The following is a 16,954-nucleotide window of genomic DNA, read 5'->3' as shown; positions in this document are numbered from 1 at the left end:
CCGGATGACTTCGCCATTTTCCCTGATGTCCCGCCGGGGCGCCCTGCATCTGGGCGGCATTCTGGCACCGCTGGCGCTGGCCGGCTGCATGGTCGGGCCATCCTACCACCGCCCCGCCGCCCCGGTTTCGGCCCGCTTCAAGGAACTGACCCCGGCCGCAGGCTGGGAACGCGCCCGGCCCGCCATGGCCGAACTGCCCAAGGGCGCCTGGTGGACGATCTATAACGATCCCGTCCTGAACCGACTGGAATCGCAGGTCGCGATCTCGAACCAGAACGTGCGGATGTACGAGGCCAACTACCGCCAGGCCCGCGCCATGATCGACAGCGTGCGGGCACAGCTTTTTCCCACCCTCAGCGGCAGCCTGGGGTTCAACCGCAACAGCCAGGGGCGTGGCTCGCGCTCGGCGTCCACCGGCAGCCTGGTCAGCTACGGGGGGGCGGCGACCAACACGACCGAGACGACCTATTCGATGGGCCCCAGCGCAAGCTGGGACCTGGATCTGTGGGGCCGCATCCGCCGCAATATCCAAAGCCAGGTGACCGAGGCCCAGGCCAGCGCCGCCGACCTGGCGAATGCCACCCTGTCCTACCAGGCGCAGCTCGCCACGGCCTATTTCAACCTGCGCTACCAGGATTCGCTGCAGGAGCTGCTGCGCCGCTACGTGGATTTCAACACCCAGGCGCTGCAGATCACGCAGAACCAGTACGAGGCCGGCACCGCCGATCCGACGGCGGTGATGCAGGCCCGCACCCAGCTTGAACAGAATCGTGCCACGCTGATCCAGGCCGGCATCGCCCGCGCGCAGTACGAACACGCCATCGCGGTGCTGATGGGCCGTCCGCCCGCCGACCTGACGATCACGCCCGGCACGCTGCCCCGCCAGATCCCCGCCATTCCGGTCGGGGTCCCCGCCGACCTGCTGCAGCGCCGCCCCGACGTGGCCGCCGCCGAACGGGCCATGGAACAGTACAACGCCCAGATCGGCGCCGACATGGCGGCGTTCTTCCCCGACGTCACGCTGACGGCCGACTATTCCTACAGCGGCGACCCCATCGGGCAACTGGTCCAGGTGGTCAACCGGATCTGGTCGCTCGGCGCCTCGGCCTCGGAAGTCCTGTTCCAGGGCGGGTCCCGCATGGCGGCGGTGCACGGCGCCAACGCCCAGTACGACAGCGCCGTCGCGACCTACCGCCAGACCGTGCTGACGGCCCTGCAGAATACCGAGGACAATCTGTCCAACCTGCGCATCCTTGAACAGCAGGCAACCCAGCAGCAGATCGCCCTGGATTTCGCCAACCAGGCCGTCCAGGTCTCACTGAACCAGTACGAGGCCGGAACCCAGATCTACACCACGGTCATCACCAACGAGACCACGGCCCTCAGCAATGCCGAATCCGCCCTGTCCATCCAGCAGCAGCGCATGGTCGATTCCGTGGCGCTGGTGCAGGCGCTGGGCGGCGGGTGGAACGCCACCAGCCTGCCGTCGAAGGCTTCGATGCAGACCGACAATCCGTTCCTGCCCTCCTTTATCCAGAAGGACAAAAACCAGTAGGGCCGGAACCGGCGATGCCCGAACCGGCTGGGGCGATCACAGGATCGCCTTGGCCGTCAGCAGCGCGATCAGCAGGAAGATGACGAAGGCCAGGATGAAGATGAAAAACAGGATCTTCGCAATTCCCGCCGACGCGGCCGAAATACCGCTAAACCCGAACACTCCGGCCACGATCGAAATCACCAGAAAAAGCAGCGCCAGCTTCAACATCATCACAACTCCATAAAACGTTCCGTGAAATCAAACGCTTCGACTGGCTTGCAAGTTCCCCCGCCGGATCGGCCGCCCGGTTCAGGGCGCCGTCCGCGCCGGCGGCGGCAGCGCCAGATAGGCCAGCCGCTTCACCTCCCGCCGCGCCAGGGTCACGCTGTCCAGGATCAGGCCGCAGGTCAGCGCCAGTCCCGCCAGCATCATGCACCCGGTCGCCAGCACGGCCGTCGGCAGCCGGGGCACCAGTCCCGTGCGCAGGAATTCCAGCACGACGGGCACGCCGGTCCCCAGGCCCAGCAGGAACAGCAGCGCCCCGAGCGTGACGAAGAACTGCAACGGGCGCTCCTGCTTCACCAGATTGACGATGGTCCGCAGGATCCTGATCCCGTCCCGATAGGTCCGCAGCTTGGAAACCGTGCCCTCGGGGCGTTCGACATACTGCGTCGCCACTTCGCCGATCGGCATGCTGAGTTCCAGCGCATGCACCGTCAGTTCGGTCTCGGTCTCGAAACCGGCCGAAAGGGCGGGAAAGGATTTGACGAAGCGCCGGGAAAAGACCCGGTAGCCCGACAGCATATCCGAAAGCCGATGGCCGAAGACCGCCGTGACCAGGCCGGTCAGGACCTTGTTGCCCAGCACATGGCCCCGCCGATAGGCGGCCTCCCGATCCGTCACGCGGGCGCCGTTGACCATGTCCAGCCCTTCGTCGCGCGCCATGGCCAGCATGGCCGGCGCGGCCGCGGCATCGTAGGTGGCGTCGCCATCGACCATCACATAGAAATCGGCCTCGATATCGGCGAACATGCGCCGGACGACATACCCCTTGCCCTGCAGGCGTTCCGTCCGCACCACCGCCCCGGCCGCCGCGGCGACGTCCACCGTCCGGTCGGTGGAGTTGTTGTCGTAGACATAGATGACCGCGCCCGGCAGTGCCGTGCGAAAATCGTGCACGACCTGGGCGATGGCCAGTTCCTCGTTATGGCATGGCACCAGGACGGCAATCCTGCACTCATCCACGTCAAATGCCTCGCCAGCCATGTCGCGAATGCTGGGTATCGTCTGATAACCTGCCACTTCCATCCTCATGCCAAAAGAAACAGAGACCCGGCCGGATGCCGATCATGAAGTCGGCGCCGGGGCCGTTCCAGGGAATAAAGGCGCGACACAATCCTTGAAGCCGCGCCCACCGCCGCGTAGGACACAAAAAACAGACGATCCGGTCTCTGGAAACCCGGCGCGGGTCATAGCGTTCTTACTGTGAGAAAGCCAGTGTCTAATCATCCAGAAAATGTCTCCGCACCCGATCACGAAGGGGGAATGGACACATCTGTTCCATGTGTTGGTCCGGCCTCCTTCTGGGCACCACAGCATATCCTGGAATCGGCATGGCTGGAGCACGCACCGTTCGCGTTCTGGCTGATGGAGAAGGTTCAGCCGGCCGTCTTCGTCGAACTGGGGACGCATGCCGGGTTCTCGTTCCTCGCGTTCTGCCAGGCGGTCCAGCGGCTCAGGCTGCCGACACGGTGCTATGCGGTCGATACCTGGGCGGGGGACGAGCACGCCGGCTTTTACGGCGAACAGGTATTCAACACCCTGTCCGGCCTTCAGGGGCAGCATTATGCGGGATTCTCGCGACTCATCCGCGCGTATTTCCACGATGCGCTCGTCCATTTCACGGACGGCGAGATCGATCTCCTGCACATCGACGGACGACACCGCTACGAAGATGTCCTCGAGGACTATACGACCTGGCTGCCGAAAATGTCCGAACACGGCGTGGTGCTGTTCCACGACATCAACGTTCGGGAAGGCGATTTCGGGGTCTGGCGCCTGTGGGAGGAACTGCGCGCCAGACACCCGTCATTTGAATTCTTTCACGGGCACGGGCTGGGCGTACTCTGTCCGGGTTCGCGCGTGCCGCCCGGATTGCGCCCGCTGCTGGAGAGCGGCACCGAGGCCCGCGTGGCGATACGCGAAGCCTACTCACGGCTGGGCGCCGCCGTTTCGACCCAGTACGTGCTGGAACGGGCCCACAGGGAACTGAATGCCGAAATCGGCGCCTTGCATCAGCAACTGGCGACCCGTGCCCAGGACGAAGAGCGGCTGCGCGCGGATCTGTCGTCGATCCAGCACGAACGCGACAGCATCCAGAAGGATCTTTCCGCGAATATCGACGACCTGAACCAGCAGTTGGATGCCCGTGACCAGGAGGACGAGCGCCTGCGTACCGACCTGTCGTCGGTTCAAGGCGAACTGTCCATTACCCAACGGGATCTTTCCAGCGTCCAGAACGTGCTGGCGCTGACGAATACCGAGGTCGCGCAGATCCGGGCCAGCACGACCTGGCGCGCCACGAAGGTCGCCCGGGACGTGGGGTCGCGCCTTTCGCCCCGTGTGCGTCACCAGTTGCGGCGCGGTGCCAAGGCGGTGTGGTGGGCCATGACGCCCCATCGGATGCCCGCGCGACTCCGTTTCCGCCGCGCGCGCGCGGTACAGCACGCCGTCTTCAGCGAGACGCCAGGCGACCCGTCCTGCCCGCACATCGCCTATCAGCCCTGGCCGGCATCATCCGGCACCGCACTGCCGAACGGGATGCCGCAAGGCACCTATCGGCTCGCCTCCGACCCGTCGGGCTACGTCTTCGTACCCCGGCGGCGCCCCGACAATCTGGACGCGCAGATCGCGCGCCTGGCGAAGCGCCCCGCATTCTCGATCGTCGTGCCGCTGTACAACACGCCGGACGATCTGTTCCAGCGAATGGTGGGCTCCGTCCTGGCGCAATGGTATCCGCACTGGGAACTGATCCTCGTCGACGACAAGAGTCCGCAGCAATCCGTGCGCGACAATGCGTCGAAGCTCGTCGATCCCCGGATCAGGACCATTCTGCTGGAAAGCAACATGGGAATATCGGGTGCGACCAATCGGGGGCTGGCCGAAGCCGGCGGCGACTACATCGTGTTCCTCGATCACGACGACGAACTGACCGACGACTGCCTGTTCGAACTGGCGAAATGCATCGACGCGGAAGATCCCGACTACGTCTACAGCGACGAGGACAAGATCGAGCCGGACGGGCGTTTCAGCCAGCCGTTCTTCAAGCCCGACTGGTCGCCCGATACGCTGATGAGCACGATGTACACGTGTCACGTGTCGTGCGTGCGCCGCGCGCTGCTCGAAACGGTGGGCGATCTGCGATCGGAATTCGACGGAAGTCAGGATTGGGATTTCGTCCTGCGCGTGACGGAAGCGGCCAAACGCATCTCTCACGTGCCGAAGGTGCTCTATCACTGGCGTATCATCCCGCAATCAGTGGCTTCAGATTTGAATGCGAAGCCTTATGCGGTCGACGCGGGCCGTCGCGCCCGCATGGCGGCGCTCGAACGTCGTGGACTGAAGGGAACGATCGAAGCCGTCCCGCAACTGGCGGGATATTTCCGCGTCAATTATGACGTGCAGGGAACCCCGCTGGTATCCATCATCATTCCCACCAAGAACAACGGGACCGTATTGAAAAACTGTCTCGATTCCATTTTTGGACATTCGCATTACCGAAACTTCGAAATCGTCCTGCTTGATAATGGTTCAACCGACGCGGCAACGGTGAATTACCTGGACTCCCTTCACGCCAACCCGAACGTGCGGGTGATAAGGCATGACGCACCGTTCAACTATTCCGAGATCAACAATATCGGCGTCGGCGATGCGAAGGGCAGCCTATTGCTGTTCCTGAACGACGACACTCAGGTGATCTCACCTGACTGGATCGGACGGATGGCCGGATATGCGCAACTTACGCATGTCGGCGCTGTCGGTGCCAAGCTGTTGTATCCAGACAGCCGGAAAATCCAGCATAGTGGCGTCCTGAATCTGGCGGATGGTCCCAATCACGCCTTTTGGTCTGCCGACGCATACACTCCGGGCTATTTCGCCCGCAATTTGCTCGAATATGACTGGATCGCCGTGACCGGAGCCTGCCTCATGATCGAGCGAACGAAATTTGATGCTGTCGGCGGGTTCGACGAGTCCTTCCCGATCGCCTATAACGACGTCGATCTGTGTTTCCGTCTGGTAGAACACGGCTTCTATAATGTGGTGTGTCCTGGCGCTGAGCTTTTCCATTATGAATCTCTAAGCCGAGGAAATGACAACAAAAACAAAGAAAAACGGCGACGCCTCGATCAGGAAAAAAATCGGCTTTATTATAAAAATCCACATTTCCTGATGCACGATCCTTTCTACAATCCCAATTTGGGACCCAATGATTTTTATTTTTCGCTTTCATGAAACCGACTCGCTTTAATTCGATTTTTCTATAATTTTTTGCGGAATAGTTATGGTGTCCCACCTGAAGCAGTCCATCGCACGAGCCGACGCCGTCTCTTTCGATGTGTTCGATACGCTGTTCGTCCGCCCGCTTGCCGATCCGGAAGACCTCTTCGACATCATCGGCGAGAAATTCGGCATCGCCTCCTTCCGCCGCCTGCGCCAGGAAGCGCAGGTACGGGCGTTCCAGCGCATGCGGGAGAACGGACAGAAGGAAATCACGCTCGACGGCATCTATGCGTGCTTCGATTCCGTGTCGGTGCCGGCATCCGTGCTGCGCGATGCCGAGTACCAGCTCGAACTCGCCCTGACGCTGCCCAATCCCGATCTCATGGACGTGTTCAGGCAGACGATCGCCGATAAACCCGTCGTCATCACGTCGGATATGTACCTGCCGCAAGCCTTCTTCGACGATCTTTTCCACAAGCACCGGCTGCAGCCCAGCGCGACCTTCATTTCGTCGGAGCGAAACGCAACCAAGCGCGATACCGGTGAACTGTTCGACCGGGTGTCACAGGAACTCGGCATAGACCCGGGGCGCATCCTGCATATCGGGGACAATCCGCTGTCGGACGTGGAACGGGCCAGGCAAAAAGGCCTGTCCGCCTATCATTACGTCGATCCCACACGACAGCAGAAATCCAGTCGCTTTCCCCCGTCGGCATCGATCGCCGGCAGCCTCATCCGCTCGATCGCCGATCGGCCGCCGCCGGGATCGTTTACCGAACTCGGGTTTCGTTTCGGCGGGCCGGCGGCAGTGGGCTTCCTCGACTGGATTGTCCGCAAATCAGCGCAGGACAAGATCGACATCGTGCTGTTCGTATCGCGAGACGGATATGTTCTTGAACGCCTCGCCCGCACGATGCCCGCGGGGACCTTGCCGCGTTTCACCTATTTCATGGGCTCGCGCGTCGCCTTTACGCTCGCCGCCACCGACGAGTCCAACTTCAATACGCAGATGGAATTCTTCCTTGCGGGCGCACATGGATTGCGGCCGATCGAGGTGCTGGAGCGGCTGGGCGTCACGCCACCGGCCGACCGGGTGATGGATGACCTCGGCCTCGGAGCCGGAATCGTCATCAGCAATGACAATATCAGCCGCATCCGGGATTTCGTGGGCGCCTTCCGCGGAGACATCCTGCAGGTATGCCGTCGCAACCGGCGCGGCCTCCTCAACTACCTCAAACAGGTGGGCGTTGAACCGGGCATGCGCGTCGCCATGGTCGATGTGGGCTGGAACGGAACGACGCAGGATGCCTTCGACCTCGCCCTCGGCAAGCTGATGCAGGTCGAACTGTTCGGCTACTACCTGTGCCTGAACGAATCGGATGATTGCCGGCGGCGGCGGCAAAGACTGAGGATGGACGCCCTGCTGTCGCGCGAATCAATCGGCCCGGAACGGGTAACCGCCGTTTATGCCAATCGTGTCGCCGTCGAACTGTTCTTCTCGGCACCCCATGACGCCGTCATCGGCTACCAGGATGCGATTGGAAAGGATGTCGCCATCATCGAGGATTCCGGGCGAATTGCCATTGATGGCCATGCCCGAATTTCGACGGAGATCACGGACGGCATCGAACAGTTCGCGCTGACATTCCGTAATCTTTGCGCCGAGATCGGCCTTGTTGCCGATCCGCTGGCGACTGCACTGCCGGTTGTGGACTTTGTCGAATCGATTGACGCGGAAACGCGCGGCTTACTGGCGTCCGTCGAAAATTTCGATGCATGGGGCAGTACGCGAAACCAGCGCGTCGCGCTGACGACATACCTGCCGTAAGGCAAGGCCCGTCCCCTGCCGGGCATCGGCGCCCCCCGACGGGCCGCCGACGCCCGGACCTACAGGATTTTCCTTGCCGTGCGCTCCTTCCCTCCCAGAAGGTCGATCGCGAAAAGGATCCAGCCGACAATGAAGGCGAAAAACGCCCACTGGATATGGGGTGGCACAAAGCGGAACGTCACGACGGAACGACCCTGTCGAACCGGTATCTGCTGAAAAATCTCGCCCGTCCGGCTGATCGGCACCGGGTTGCCGTCGACGGACGCGTGCCAGCCCTCCATGTACATTTCCAGGCGGGTCAGTTGCGACGGTCCGGTGCAATCGACGTCCATGAGATCGCGGGAACGAGGCGTCAGCACACAGCCGGGTGCCGCGGCATAGGGTGTCGGATCGGGCAGTTCGAAAATCCGCATCACGCCGTTTCCGAATGCTTCCCGCACGCCATGATCGGCTGCGGCATAGTGCTTGAACGATGCGAAGCCCGGGCTGTCCAGTGATCCCGCAGGCACCAGGACAAATCGCACGCCCGCCTTCCGATAGGCCTCGACGTTCACCACCAGATTGTCCGCCGCGGACGGACCGTTCGGATCGTTCCGGCTGAAGCCTGTGAAGAGGATCGACGGCGCATTGGCATCGAGGTGCCGGGCAACGTAATCCGTCCAGTCCCTGGGGAGCGGAAGATCGTTGTGGTTGATGGACGCAATCCCGAAATAGCTGCCATAGTTGGGTTGAACCGGCCCGAATGTCGCGAAACGCTGAAAACCGAGATGCTGCTGCAGGTACTGTACCCCTGTCAGGTCGATGGCGCCATGCGACGGAGAACTGAGTGACGGCAAGGCAAACAGCACGGCGACTTCCGCGACGAGCACGCCCGCCATGCCGCGTGACCGTGTCGCCGCCGTCAGGGGCAGCCAGGCCAGCACGCCGGTACCGATCAGCAGGATCGCGGCAAACACGATGCTGTCCAGCGCAAGCCTGTTGCGCGCCAGGGGCAGATGATGTCGATGCGTCACATAGGCGGTCACGACGCAGACGGCCGCAACGGCAATGCAGGCGGCGGTAACCCGGGCGAACCTGTGGTTTCGTGCCAGGTCCGTCAACCCGAATGCGGCGAGCACGCACAGGCAGAATTCCCAGGACGGCGACAAATAACGGTAGAGCGCCACGAACTTGAACCCCGGGAAGAACTGGGCAAGGAGGCCGGCCCCCGGTGCGCCGTACGCGATGCCGATCGTCACGACAATCCACAGCCCCAGCGCGACCCTCACGCCGCGCAACGCCTGTCCTCCCAGGCCGCACAGCGCAAGGACAGGCAGAATGCAGCCTGTGTATCCCCCCACCGATGACCAGAACTCCGTATATTGCGGAATCTGGAAGATTCCGCCGAAGGCATAAGGCACCAGCAGGGCGAACAGGAAGGCCGGACTCAGCGAGATGAACGCGAAACCACCATTCGCGTGTCCCCCCGTGTTGGCAACAAGCATATAGTCGCCGAACGGAACGAGGATCAGTGCGGAAATCGCCAGTGCGGCCAGGCCAGAAACGACGATCCGGCGCAGGAAGGCCCAGCGCATCGGACGCGCGAGTGAACCCAGCCGCACCAACGTCCAGGCAAGGACCAGCAGGCCGTCCAGATAGGCGACCTCGGGAAAGCCGGCATAGAGCGAAGCGGAGAGCCCGATCGTGACCCATGCGCCGCCTCCCCTGCGTCCGGCCTCGACCCGCTCCCGTATCGTTTCGACGCCCAGGAGGGTCAATGGCAGGAAGGCGATGGGATTGATAACGGCATTGGCCAGCCAGGCGAATGTGCCATCGAATTCGAATACAAGGGCCGCGGCAAGCGCGCCGAAGCGCATGCATCCGATCTTGCGCAGTACTGCATAGGTCGAAAGGCCCGCAATGATCTGCAAGCATAGATGCATGTACAACTGGCCATTATGCAGCGCCAGCAATAACGTCAATGGGAACAGCGCCGCCGACTGCATTTCCCCGGCAAGGGGCATACCCACGCCCTCATAGGGATTCCACCACGGCAGGCGTCCGCTCAGAACATCCTCGGCCGCCCGATACCCCAGTGCATGACTCGTGAAACCGATGTTCGGGTCGATGGTCGGCATCGGCGGATAGCCGGTTAGCGGACCGGCATGCAGACCGGTCTGGAGCCCGGCATAGAGCAGCGCAGGATCGGCGATCAGCAGGCCGATCAGAAGTGGAAACTTCAGGAGAAGTGGAGCACACACCAGCAATATGACACAAAGGGCGTTTTTATTTATATCGACCGATTTATTTTTTTTTATGATATTGATCATTATTGCCCACATTGCAAAATTGAAACATTTTCTCCCGAAAGGCGGCAATGCGTCCGGTTTCCCAGGCACATCCTGAACATTCAATTCAGAGGAGATCGGCCCCCCCGATTCAACACACCGTCCATGGCCCCTCGGACCATAAAGCGAATTCTGGACATTTTTCTATCAGCAAAAAAACCAAATATGACAAAAAATGGAATGACCCTTCTTAAGAAATATATCCTCCACGATACGGGAATATATTTCCTTCGCGCTAAAATGATAGAATTCCTCACCATGTAGTAATTTCTAAACGGACTGTGCAATGATATTACACGACCCAATACATTTATTCTTCCATTCCCCAAGGAATGACTCATGATTTTCTCGAAACTTATAAAACTCCGATAGCCGCGAGCCATCGCCCGCAGGCCCCATTCCACATCGACCAAGTCTATAAATAGGGATTCGTCCATCAATCCTATTTTTTGCAATATTCTGGCTGGAATTAGTGAACCGGACGCAATCAGAAAATCAACTTCCACTAATTTTTCTTTTTCCGGATCGACGTGCTGTCGAACGACCCTGCGTCCATCCCCTCGCCAGATAGCATTTATCTGCCCGTCCTGCGTGTCCCGATACGCATTTGCTACCGCACCGACCCAGACACCCTCATGTTCCAGCTTTACGCATATATCATGGAGATGGTTCACCGAGCCTTCGGGCAGGATCGTATCCTGATCCATCAGCAAAATATATTTGGCACCCTGCCCGATCCCATGGGAAATGCCGACATTCTGTGCGTGGGCCAGCCCCATATTTTCCGAAAGTTCCAGAAATTCATGCGGGCCTTTTCGAACGACGCCGCCAATCTCGGCAGCGTTGCGCGAATGGTTGTCCACGACGACGATTCTTCCAACCTGCTCATGAAGAGCTGCCATCACATCCCGAAATACCGCGATGTCGGAATTATAAGTCACCACAACAGCGCATATTTCGTGATTCATAAGAGTACTGAGAGTCCGTTCGGAACGACAATGAAGGGGGGCGGAATTTTCCCGACGCATATAAGCCAGACGCAAGAACGCACGTCCATCACCATTCTGGCACCCATTGACACCAGACGGTAAGGAAGCGCGGCCGGACATGCCGTCATGGGGACGGCAATGTCGCCCTATTCAGTTTCGATTATCGGGACAAACGCCGTATCGCTCACGCCGCCGGGTTGGCCAACAATGTGGTGACCGTCCGCGCGACACTGTCACGCCAGTGCGGCAGGCGGACGCCGAACACGTCATGCAGGCGCGTGCAGTCCAGGCGGGAATCCTGCGGCCGGGCGGCCGGGGTCGGCCAGTCGGCGGTGGTGATGGCTTCGACGACGGGCATCGGGCGGCCGAGGCGGGCCGCATCCTGCAATGCGGCGACGGCCAGGCCGTGCCAGGTGGTGTCGCCGCTGCCGGCGGCATGAGTGATCCCGGCGAACGCATCCCGCCAGCCGTCACGGGCAATGGTGTCGGCAATGGACAGGATAGCGCCGGCCAGGTCGTCGGCACTGGTCGGGTTGCCCCGCTGGTCGCCCACCACCCGCAGCACCGGGTTCTTCGCCCCCGCATTCAGCATGGTCCGCACGAAGTTCCGCCCATATGGGGAATAGACCCACGCCGTCCGCAGGATGATCGCGCGGTCATGGACCGCCAGGATCGCCTGCTCGCCTTCCGCCTTGCTGCGACCATAGACCGTGCGGGGCGAGGTCGGGTCGGTTTCGACGTAGGGCGCGCCCTTGGTGCCGTCGAACACGTAATCGGTCGAAACATGGATCAGCGGGATGCCCCGCGCGGCGCACAGCCGGGCCAGATGCGCCGGGCCGTCTCGGTTGGCACGCTCGGCCCCCGCCACGTCGTCCTCGGCCGCATCCACCGCCGTCCAGGCGGCAGCGTTGACGACCAGGCCGGGCGCGGCCTCTGCGATCGCGGTGTCCACCGTCTCCGGCCGATCGAAATCGAGGTCGGGGCGCCCGAGGCAGTGCAGGCCGGGCGAGTTGGACCGTCCCAGCGCGGTGGCGAGCTGGCCGGACCGGCCGATCACCAGGATCGGGCAGCCCACCATCAGAACCAGTCCCGCACGGTGGAAAAGTCCGGCGCGGCGGCGTCCTTCTCCGACAGGACGGCATCCTCGGGCGCCACCGGCCACGCGATGGCCAGGTCCGGGGAATTCCAACGCACCGAGCGTTCGCAGTCGCGGTCCCACAGGTCGGTGCATTTATACTGCACCTCGGCATTCTCGGTCAGGGTGCAGAACCCGTGCAGGAATCCCGGCGGAATCCAGAGCTGCGACCCGTTTTCCTCGCTCAGTTCGGCGGCGACCCATCGGCCGAAGCTGGGCGAGCCCTGCCGCGCATCCACCGCCACGTCCCAGATCGCGCCGCGCGTGCAGCGCACCAGCTTGCCCTGGGCGTGGGGCGGCAACTGGCAATGCAGGCCGCGAATCACGCCACGCTGGCGCGACAAGCTGTGATTGTCCTGCACGAACGCCACATCGATTCCAGCTTGGGCCATGGTGCGCAGGTTGTAGGTCTCGGAGAAGAACCCCCGCTCATCCGCGAAGCGGCGCGGCGTCAACAGCAGGATGTCGGGGATGGAAAGGTGTTCGATCTGCATGCTGTCTATCTCCCGTCCGCCAGGTCGCGCAGCAGGCGTCCCAGTTCGGTCTTGTGCACCGTCTGGGCGATCGCGCGCAGTTGCGCGGCGTCGATGAATCCCATGCGGAAGGCGACCTCGGCGGGCGATCCGACCAGCATGCCCTGGCGGGACTGGATGGTCTGCACGAACATCCCGGCCTGCATCAGCGCGTCGGGTACTCCGGCATCCAGCCAGGCGCAGCCCCGGCCCAGCTTTTCCACCTGCAGCGAGCCTTCTTCCAGATAGATCCGGTTCAGGTCCGTGATCTCCAGCTCGCCCCGGGCCGAGGGGCGGATCGCGCGGGCGAAGGCGCTGACGCGGGAATCGTAGAAATACAGCCCCGTCACCGCCCAGCGCGACGTCGGCTGGGCGGGCTTTTCCACCAGGTCGCGGGCGCGGCCGTCGGCGTCGAAGCTTACCACGCCATAGCGTTCGGGGTCCTGCACCTGGTAGGCGAACACCGTGGCGCCGACATCGCGCCGCGCCGCCGCCTGCAGCAGCACGCTCAGATGGTCGGCGAAGATCAGGTTGTCGCCCAGCGCCAGCGCGCAGGCCGCGCCCTGCAGCCAGTCCTCCGCGATCAGGAAAGCCTGGGCGATGCCGTCCGGCGAAGGCTGGACGCGATAGGTGAAGCGCACCCCATACTGCGTCCCGTCGCCCAGCAGGCGGCGGAACTGCGGCAGGTCGTCGGGCGTCGAGATGATCATGATGTCCCGGATGCCCGCCAGCATCAGCGTCGAAAGCGGGTAGTAGATCATCGGCTTGTCATAGACCGGCAGCAGTTGCTTGCTGGTCGCCAGCGTCATCGGGTGCAGCCGCGTGCCCGACCCGCCGGCCAGCAGGATGCCCTTCATCGCGGTCTCGATCTTCTGCGGATTCATGCTGCGGCTCCTGCCGGGGTAACGCCCAGCCGCCGATTGCTGTCATGGCGGGCCTGCAATGCCGTCCACCAATCCTGATGGTCCAGGTACCACTGCACCGTCCGGCGGATTCCGGTCTCGAAATCGTGGCGTGCGCGCCAGCCCAGCGCGGCCTCGGCCCGCGAGGGATCGATCTCGTAGCGGAAATCGTGGCCTGGCCGGTCCGTGACGAAGCGGATCAGCCGCGCGTGCGGGCCCGCCGGGTCGGGCCGCAAATCGTCCAGCACCGTGCAGATCGCCCGGACGACGTCCAGATTGCTGCGCGGCTGGCGCGCGCCGATGGCGTAGGTCTCACCCGGCTGGCCGCGTTCGACCGCCAGCACCAGGGCCTCGGCATGGTCGTCGACGAACAGCCAGTCGCGCATGTTGGCGCCATCGCCATAGACCGGCAGCGCGCGGCCGCCGATAGCGTTGATCGTCACCAGCGGGATCAGCTTTTCCGGGAAATGCCAGAAACCGTAATTGTTGGTGGTGTTGGTCACGAAGGTCGGCAGCCCGTATGTGTGCTGCCACGCCCGCACCAGATGGTCCGACGCCGCCTTGGACGCCGAATAGGGGCTGCGCGGGTCGTAGGGCGTGCTTTCGGTAAAGGGGGCATCCCCCGGCTGAAGCGTGCCGAAGACCTCGTCGGTCGAGACGTGGTGGAAGCGGAATGCCGCCCGCCCCGCCGCATCCAGCCCCGACCAGTACTCCCGCGCCGTGTCCAGCAGCGTATAGGTGCCGACCACGTTGGTCTGCACGAACACGCCCGGCCCGTCGATCGACCGGTCAACATGGCTTTCGGCCGCCAGGTGCATCACCGCATCCGGCTGATGCGCCGCGAACACCGCCCGCATCGCCGCCCCGTCGGTGATATCCGCCCGGACATGCACATAGCGTGGGTCCGAGGAGATTTCGGCCGTGGACTCCAGCGTCGCCGCATAGGTCAGGCTATCGACATTCACCACCGAATGGCCCGTGCCGCCGATAATGTGCCGCACCACTGCCGAGCCGATGAACCCGCATCCACCCGTTACAAGAATCCGCATTGTCCTACCCATATGCAGCCGTTTTTTTCGATTAGTCGCTGAAATTGGAAAAGATTCAGTTTACGCCGCCTTCCGCCGCTCGGCAGCTTTTTTCCTTTCCGTCCCATAGACGAAAAAACCCGGCACAAGGCCGGGTTTCTTTTCGATTCGCCAGAAGGGCAGCCGATCAGGCCGCCAGGCTGTCTTCGGCAGCCGCTTCGGGGCGGGGGCCGCTATCCTGGCCCTTGGCCGCGACATCGCGATCGACCAGTTCGATCACCGCCATGTCGGCCGCGTCGCCATGGCGGATGCCCGCCTTGAGGACACGGATATAGCCGCCATTGCGGGCCTTGTAGCGGTCGGCCACCGCCGAGAACAGCTTGGAGACGATCACATCGTCACGGAGCTGGGCATAGGCCTGACGGCGCGCATGCAGGTCACCCCGCTTGCCGAGCGTGATCAGCTTTTCCACCACCGGGCGAAGTTCCTTCGCCTTGGGCAGGGTGGTCGTGATCTGCTCGTGCTTGATCAGGGCGACCGCCATGTTCCGGAACATGGCAGCGCGATGGGACGAGGTAACGCCGAGCTTCCGGCCGGCAACACCGTGACGCATGATGAAGTCTTCCTGTCTTTCCGGTCAGAACGGCTCGTCGAGCCTCTTGGCCAGGTCTTCGATATTTTCCGGCGGCCAGGCCGGCACATTCATACCAAGGGACAGCCCCATTGAAGTCAGGACTTCCTTGATCTCGTTCAGCGACTTGCGACCGAAGTTCGGAGTGCGCAGCATCTCCTGCTCGGTCTTCTGCACCAGGTCGCCGATATAGACGATGTTGTCGTTCTTCAGGCAGTTCGCGCTGCGGACCGACAGTTCCAGTTCGTCGACCTTGCGCAGCAGGTTCCGGTTGAACGGCAGGTCGTCCTGCGGCTCTTCGGTCCTGACCGGACGCGGCTCGTCGAAATTGATGAACAGCTGCAGTTGGTCCTGCAGGATACGCGCGGCCAGGGCCACCGCATCCTCGGGCGTCACCGCGCCGTTGGTTTCCACCGTCAGCAGCAGCCGGTCATAATCGGTCACCTGGCCCACGCGGGTCGGCTCGACCTTGTAGGACACGCGACGCACCGGCGAATAGATGGCATCGACCGGAATCAGGCCGATCGGCGCGTCCTCGGGACGGTTCGCCGCCGCCGGGACGTAGCCCTTGCCCAGGTTCACGGTGAATTCCATGCCGAACTTCACGCCCTCGTCCAGCGTGCAGATCACCAGGTCGGGATTCATGACTTCGATATCATGCCCGGTCTGGATCTGGCCCGCCCGCACTTCACCCGGCCCGGTGGCCGTCAGCACCATGCGCTTCGGCCCCTCGCCATGCATCCGCAGGGCAAGCTGCTTGACGTTCAGCACGATGTCGGTGACGTCCTCGCGGACGCCGGCCACGGACGAGAACTCGTGCAGGACGCCGTCGATCTGGATCGCCGTCACCGCCGCGCCCTGCAGCGAGGACAGCAGCACGCGCCGGATGGCATTGCCGAGCGTCATGCCGAAGCCGCGCTCCAGCGGCTCCGCCACCACGGTCGCCGTGCGTAACGGCTCTCCGCCCGGCTCGACTTCCAGCTTCTCCGGCTTGATCAGAGATTGCCAGTTTTTCTGGAGGACCAAGGTGATGGCCTTTCAAAACTGATCTGCACCAAGGCAGACGGCACCCGCGTAACCGGGCGCCCGGATGACAATCAACCCCGTCCGCGACAGCGCGGACGGAAAACGAACTCGGACCCGGAGATCAGACGCGACGACGCTTGCGCGGGCGGCAGCCGTTGTGCGGCACCGGCGTCATGTCGCGGATCGAGGTGATCGAGAAGCCGACGGCCTGCAGGGCACGCAGCGCGCTCTCACGCCCCGACCCCGGACCGGACACCTCGATCTCCAGCGTCTCCATCCCATGCTCGCGCGCCTTGCGCCCGGCGTCCTCGGCCGCGACCTGGGCCGCGTACGGGGTCGACTTGCGCGAACCCTTGAAGCCCTGGGCACCAGCGGAAGACCACGCGATCGCATTGCCCTGCACGTCGGAGATCGTGATCATCGTGTTGTTGAAGGTGGAGAGCACATGCGCCACCCCCGAGATAATGTTCTTCCGCTCTTTCTTGCGAATACGCGGAGCAGCAGCCTTCGCCATAGTCTTCCTGGTCCTGTCTGTTCAA

General features: G+C 62.6%; 14 protein-coding genes. 3 read left to right on the top strand and 11 right to left on the bottom strand.

Annotated elements, in window-relative coordinates; all coding sequences use genetic code 11:
• Positions 1 to 4 precede the first annotated feature (4 nt).
• Entirely contained in the window at positions 5 to 1,555 is a 1,551-nt protein-coding gene (locus GDIA_RS15055) for an efflux transporter outer membrane subunit (protein WP_012227897.1), read from the top strand.
• A gap of 36 nt (positions 1,556 to 1,591) precedes the next feature.
• Here GDIA_RS15055 and GDIA_RS18845 read toward each other — a convergent pair whose 3' ends face one another.
• Entirely contained in the window at positions 1,592 to 1,765 is a 174-nt protein-coding gene (locus GDIA_RS18845; protein WP_012227898.1) for a DUF1328 domain-containing protein, read from the bottom strand.
• A gap of 81 nt (positions 1,766 to 1,846) precedes the next feature.
• On the bottom strand, positions 1,847 to 2,803 hold the full coding sequence (locus GDIA_RS15045) for a glycosyltransferase (protein WP_012227900.1): 957 nt from the start codon (positions 2,801 to 2,803) through the stop codon (positions 1,847 to 1,849).
• 279 nt (positions 2,804 to 3,082) lie between these two features.
• Here GDIA_RS15045 and GDIA_RS15040 point away from each other — a divergent pair, with 279 nt between their 5' ends.
• Entirely contained in the window at positions 3,083 to 6,049 is a 2,967-nt protein-coding gene (locus tag GDIA_RS15040) for a glycosyltransferase (protein ID WP_012227901.1), read from the top strand.
• Between the two features lie 49 nt (positions 6,050 to 6,098).
• Positions 6,099 to 7,865: an HAD family hydrolase gene (locus tag GDIA_RS15035; RefSeq protein WP_012227903.1), complete on the top strand. Its 1,767-nt coding sequence runs from the start codon at positions 6,099 to 6,101 to the stop codon at positions 7,863 to 7,865.
• A 59-nt stretch (positions 7,866 to 7,924) separates the two neighbouring features.
• Here the strand turns inward: GDIA_RS15035 and GDIA_RS15030 are convergent, their stop codons facing one another.
• The 9 genes from GDIA_RS15030 to rpsK all read right to left on the bottom strand — a co-directional run bounded on the left by GDIA_RS15030 (position 7,925) and on the right by rpsK (position 16,929).
• A complete protein-coding gene (locus GDIA_RS15030) occupies positions 7,925 to 10,174 on the bottom strand; it encodes a YfhO family protein (protein WP_012554695.1) in 2,250 nt (749 codons plus the stop codon).
• An 80-nt stretch (positions 10,175 to 10,254) separates the two neighbouring features.
• Positions 10,255 to 11,160 (bottom strand): glycosyltransferase family 2 protein, encoded by a 906-nt coding sequence (locus tag GDIA_RS18840; RefSeq protein WP_231854141.1) that lies wholly within the window; start codon positions 11,158 to 11,160, stop codon positions 10,255 to 10,257.
• Positions 11,161 to 11,365: 205 nt separating this feature from the next.
• Complete coding sequence (gene rfbD, locus GDIA_RS15020) at positions 11,366 to 12,259, bottom strand: dTDP-4-dehydrorhamnose reductase (RefSeq protein WP_012227908.1); 894 nt, start codon at positions 12,257 to 12,259, stop codon at positions 11,366 to 11,368.
• The gene (rfbC, locus tag GDIA_RS15015; protein WP_012227909.1) at positions 12,259 to 12,810 is read right to left on the bottom strand and encodes a dTDP-4-dehydrorhamnose 3,5-epimerase; all 552 of its coding nucleotides are present in this window, start codon (positions 12,808 to 12,810) and stop codon (positions 12,259 to 12,261) included. The genes rfbD and rfbC overlap by 1 nt, the downstream gene beginning before the upstream one ends.
• Positions 12,811 to 12,815: 5 nt before the next feature.
• Positions 12,816 to 13,712 carry a glucose-1-phosphate thymidylyltransferase RfbA gene (gene rfbA / locus GDIA_RS15010; RefSeq protein WP_012227911.1) on the bottom strand — a complete coding sequence of 299 codons (897 nt, stop codon included), beginning with the start codon at positions 13,710 to 13,712 and terminating at the stop codon, positions 12,816 to 12,818.
• Positions 13,709 to 14,779, bottom strand: coding sequence for a dTDP-glucose 4,6-dehydratase (gene rfbB, locus GDIA_RS15005; RefSeq protein WP_012554694.1), 1,071 nt, complete (start codon positions 14,777 to 14,779; stop codon positions 13,709 to 13,711). Before rfbB ends, rfbA begins: the two co-directional genes overlap by 4 nt.
• A gap of 166 nt (positions 14,780 to 14,945) precedes the next feature.
• Positions 14,946 to 15,371 carry a 50S ribosomal protein L17 gene (gene rplQ / locus GDIA_RS15000; RefSeq protein ID WP_012227915.1) on the bottom strand — a complete coding sequence of 142 codons (426 nt, stop codon included), beginning with the start codon at positions 15,369 to 15,371 and terminating at the stop codon, positions 14,946 to 14,948.
• Between the two features lie 24 nt (positions 15,372 to 15,395).
• Positions 15,396 to 16,415 (bottom strand): DNA-directed RNA polymerase subunit alpha, encoded by a 1,020-nt coding sequence (locus tag GDIA_RS14995; RefSeq protein WP_012227917.1) that lies wholly within the window; start codon positions 16,413 to 16,415, stop codon positions 15,396 to 15,398.
• A 121-nt stretch (positions 16,416 to 16,536) separates the two neighbouring features.
• Positions 16,537 to 16,929: a 30S ribosomal protein S11 gene (rpsK, locus tag GDIA_RS14990; RefSeq protein ID WP_012554693.1), complete on the bottom strand. Its 393-nt coding sequence runs from the start codon at positions 16,927 to 16,929 to the stop codon at positions 16,537 to 16,539.
• Between the last annotated feature and the right edge of the window lie 25 nt (positions 16,930 to 16,954).

This window comes from Gluconacetobacter diazotrophicus PA1 5 (assembly GCF_000021325.1).
Taxonomy (GTDB): domain Bacteria; phylum Pseudomonadota; class Alphaproteobacteria; order Acetobacterales; family Acetobacteraceae; genus Gluconacetobacter; species Gluconacetobacter diazotrophicus.
The sequence above is the reverse complement of the archived record's forward strand: the minus strand, read 5'-3'. Positions and strand labels throughout refer to the sequence as shown.

Coding starts and splice junctions, on each gene's coding strand:
- GDIA_RS15055 (WP_012227897.1), top strand. CDS start 5: ATGACTTCGCCATTTTCCCTGATGTCCCGCCGGGGCGCCCTGCATCTG.
- GDIA_RS18845 (WP_012227898.1), bottom strand. CDS start 1,765: ATGTTGAAGCTGGCGCTGCTTTTTCTGGTGATTTCGATCGTGGCCGGA.
- GDIA_RS15045 (WP_012227900.1), bottom strand. CDS start 2,803: ATGGCTGGCGAGGCATTTGACGTGGATGAGTGCAGGATTGCCGTCCTG.
- GDIA_RS15040 (WP_012227901.1), top strand. CDS start 3,083: ATGGACACATCTGTTCCATGTGTTGGTCCGGCCTCCTTCTGGGCACCA.
- GDIA_RS15035 (WP_012227903.1), top strand. CDS start 6,099: ATGGTGTCCCACCTGAAGCAGTCCATCGCACGAGCCGACGCCGTCTCT.
- GDIA_RS15030 (WP_012554695.1), bottom strand. CDS start 10,174: ATGATCAATATCATAAAAAAAAATAAATCGGTCGATATAAATAAAAAC.
- GDIA_RS18840 (WP_231854141.1), bottom strand. CDS start 11,160: ATGAATCACGAAATATGCGCTGTTGTGGTGACTTATAATTCCGACATC.
- rfbD (WP_012227908.1), bottom strand. CDS start 12,259: ATGGTGGGCTGCCCGATCCTGGTGATCGGCCGGTCCGGCCAGCTCGCC.
- rfbC (WP_012227909.1), bottom strand. CDS start 12,810: ATGCAGATCGAACACCTTTCCATCCCCGACATCCTGCTGTTGACGCCG.
- rfbA (WP_012227911.1), bottom strand. CDS start 13,712: ATGAATCCGCAGAAGATCGAGACCGCGATGAAGGGCATCCTGCTGGCC.
- rfbB (WP_012554694.1), bottom strand. CDS start 14,779: ATGCGGATTCTTGTAACGGGTGGATGCGGGTTCATCGGCTCGGCAGTG.
- rplQ (WP_012227915.1), bottom strand. CDS start 15,371: ATGCGTCACGGTGTTGCCGGCCGGAAGCTCGGCGTTACCTCGTCCCAT.
- rpsK (WP_012554693.1), bottom strand. CDS start 16,929: ATGGCGAAGGCTGCTGCTCCGCGTATTCGCAAGAAAGAGCGGAAGAAC.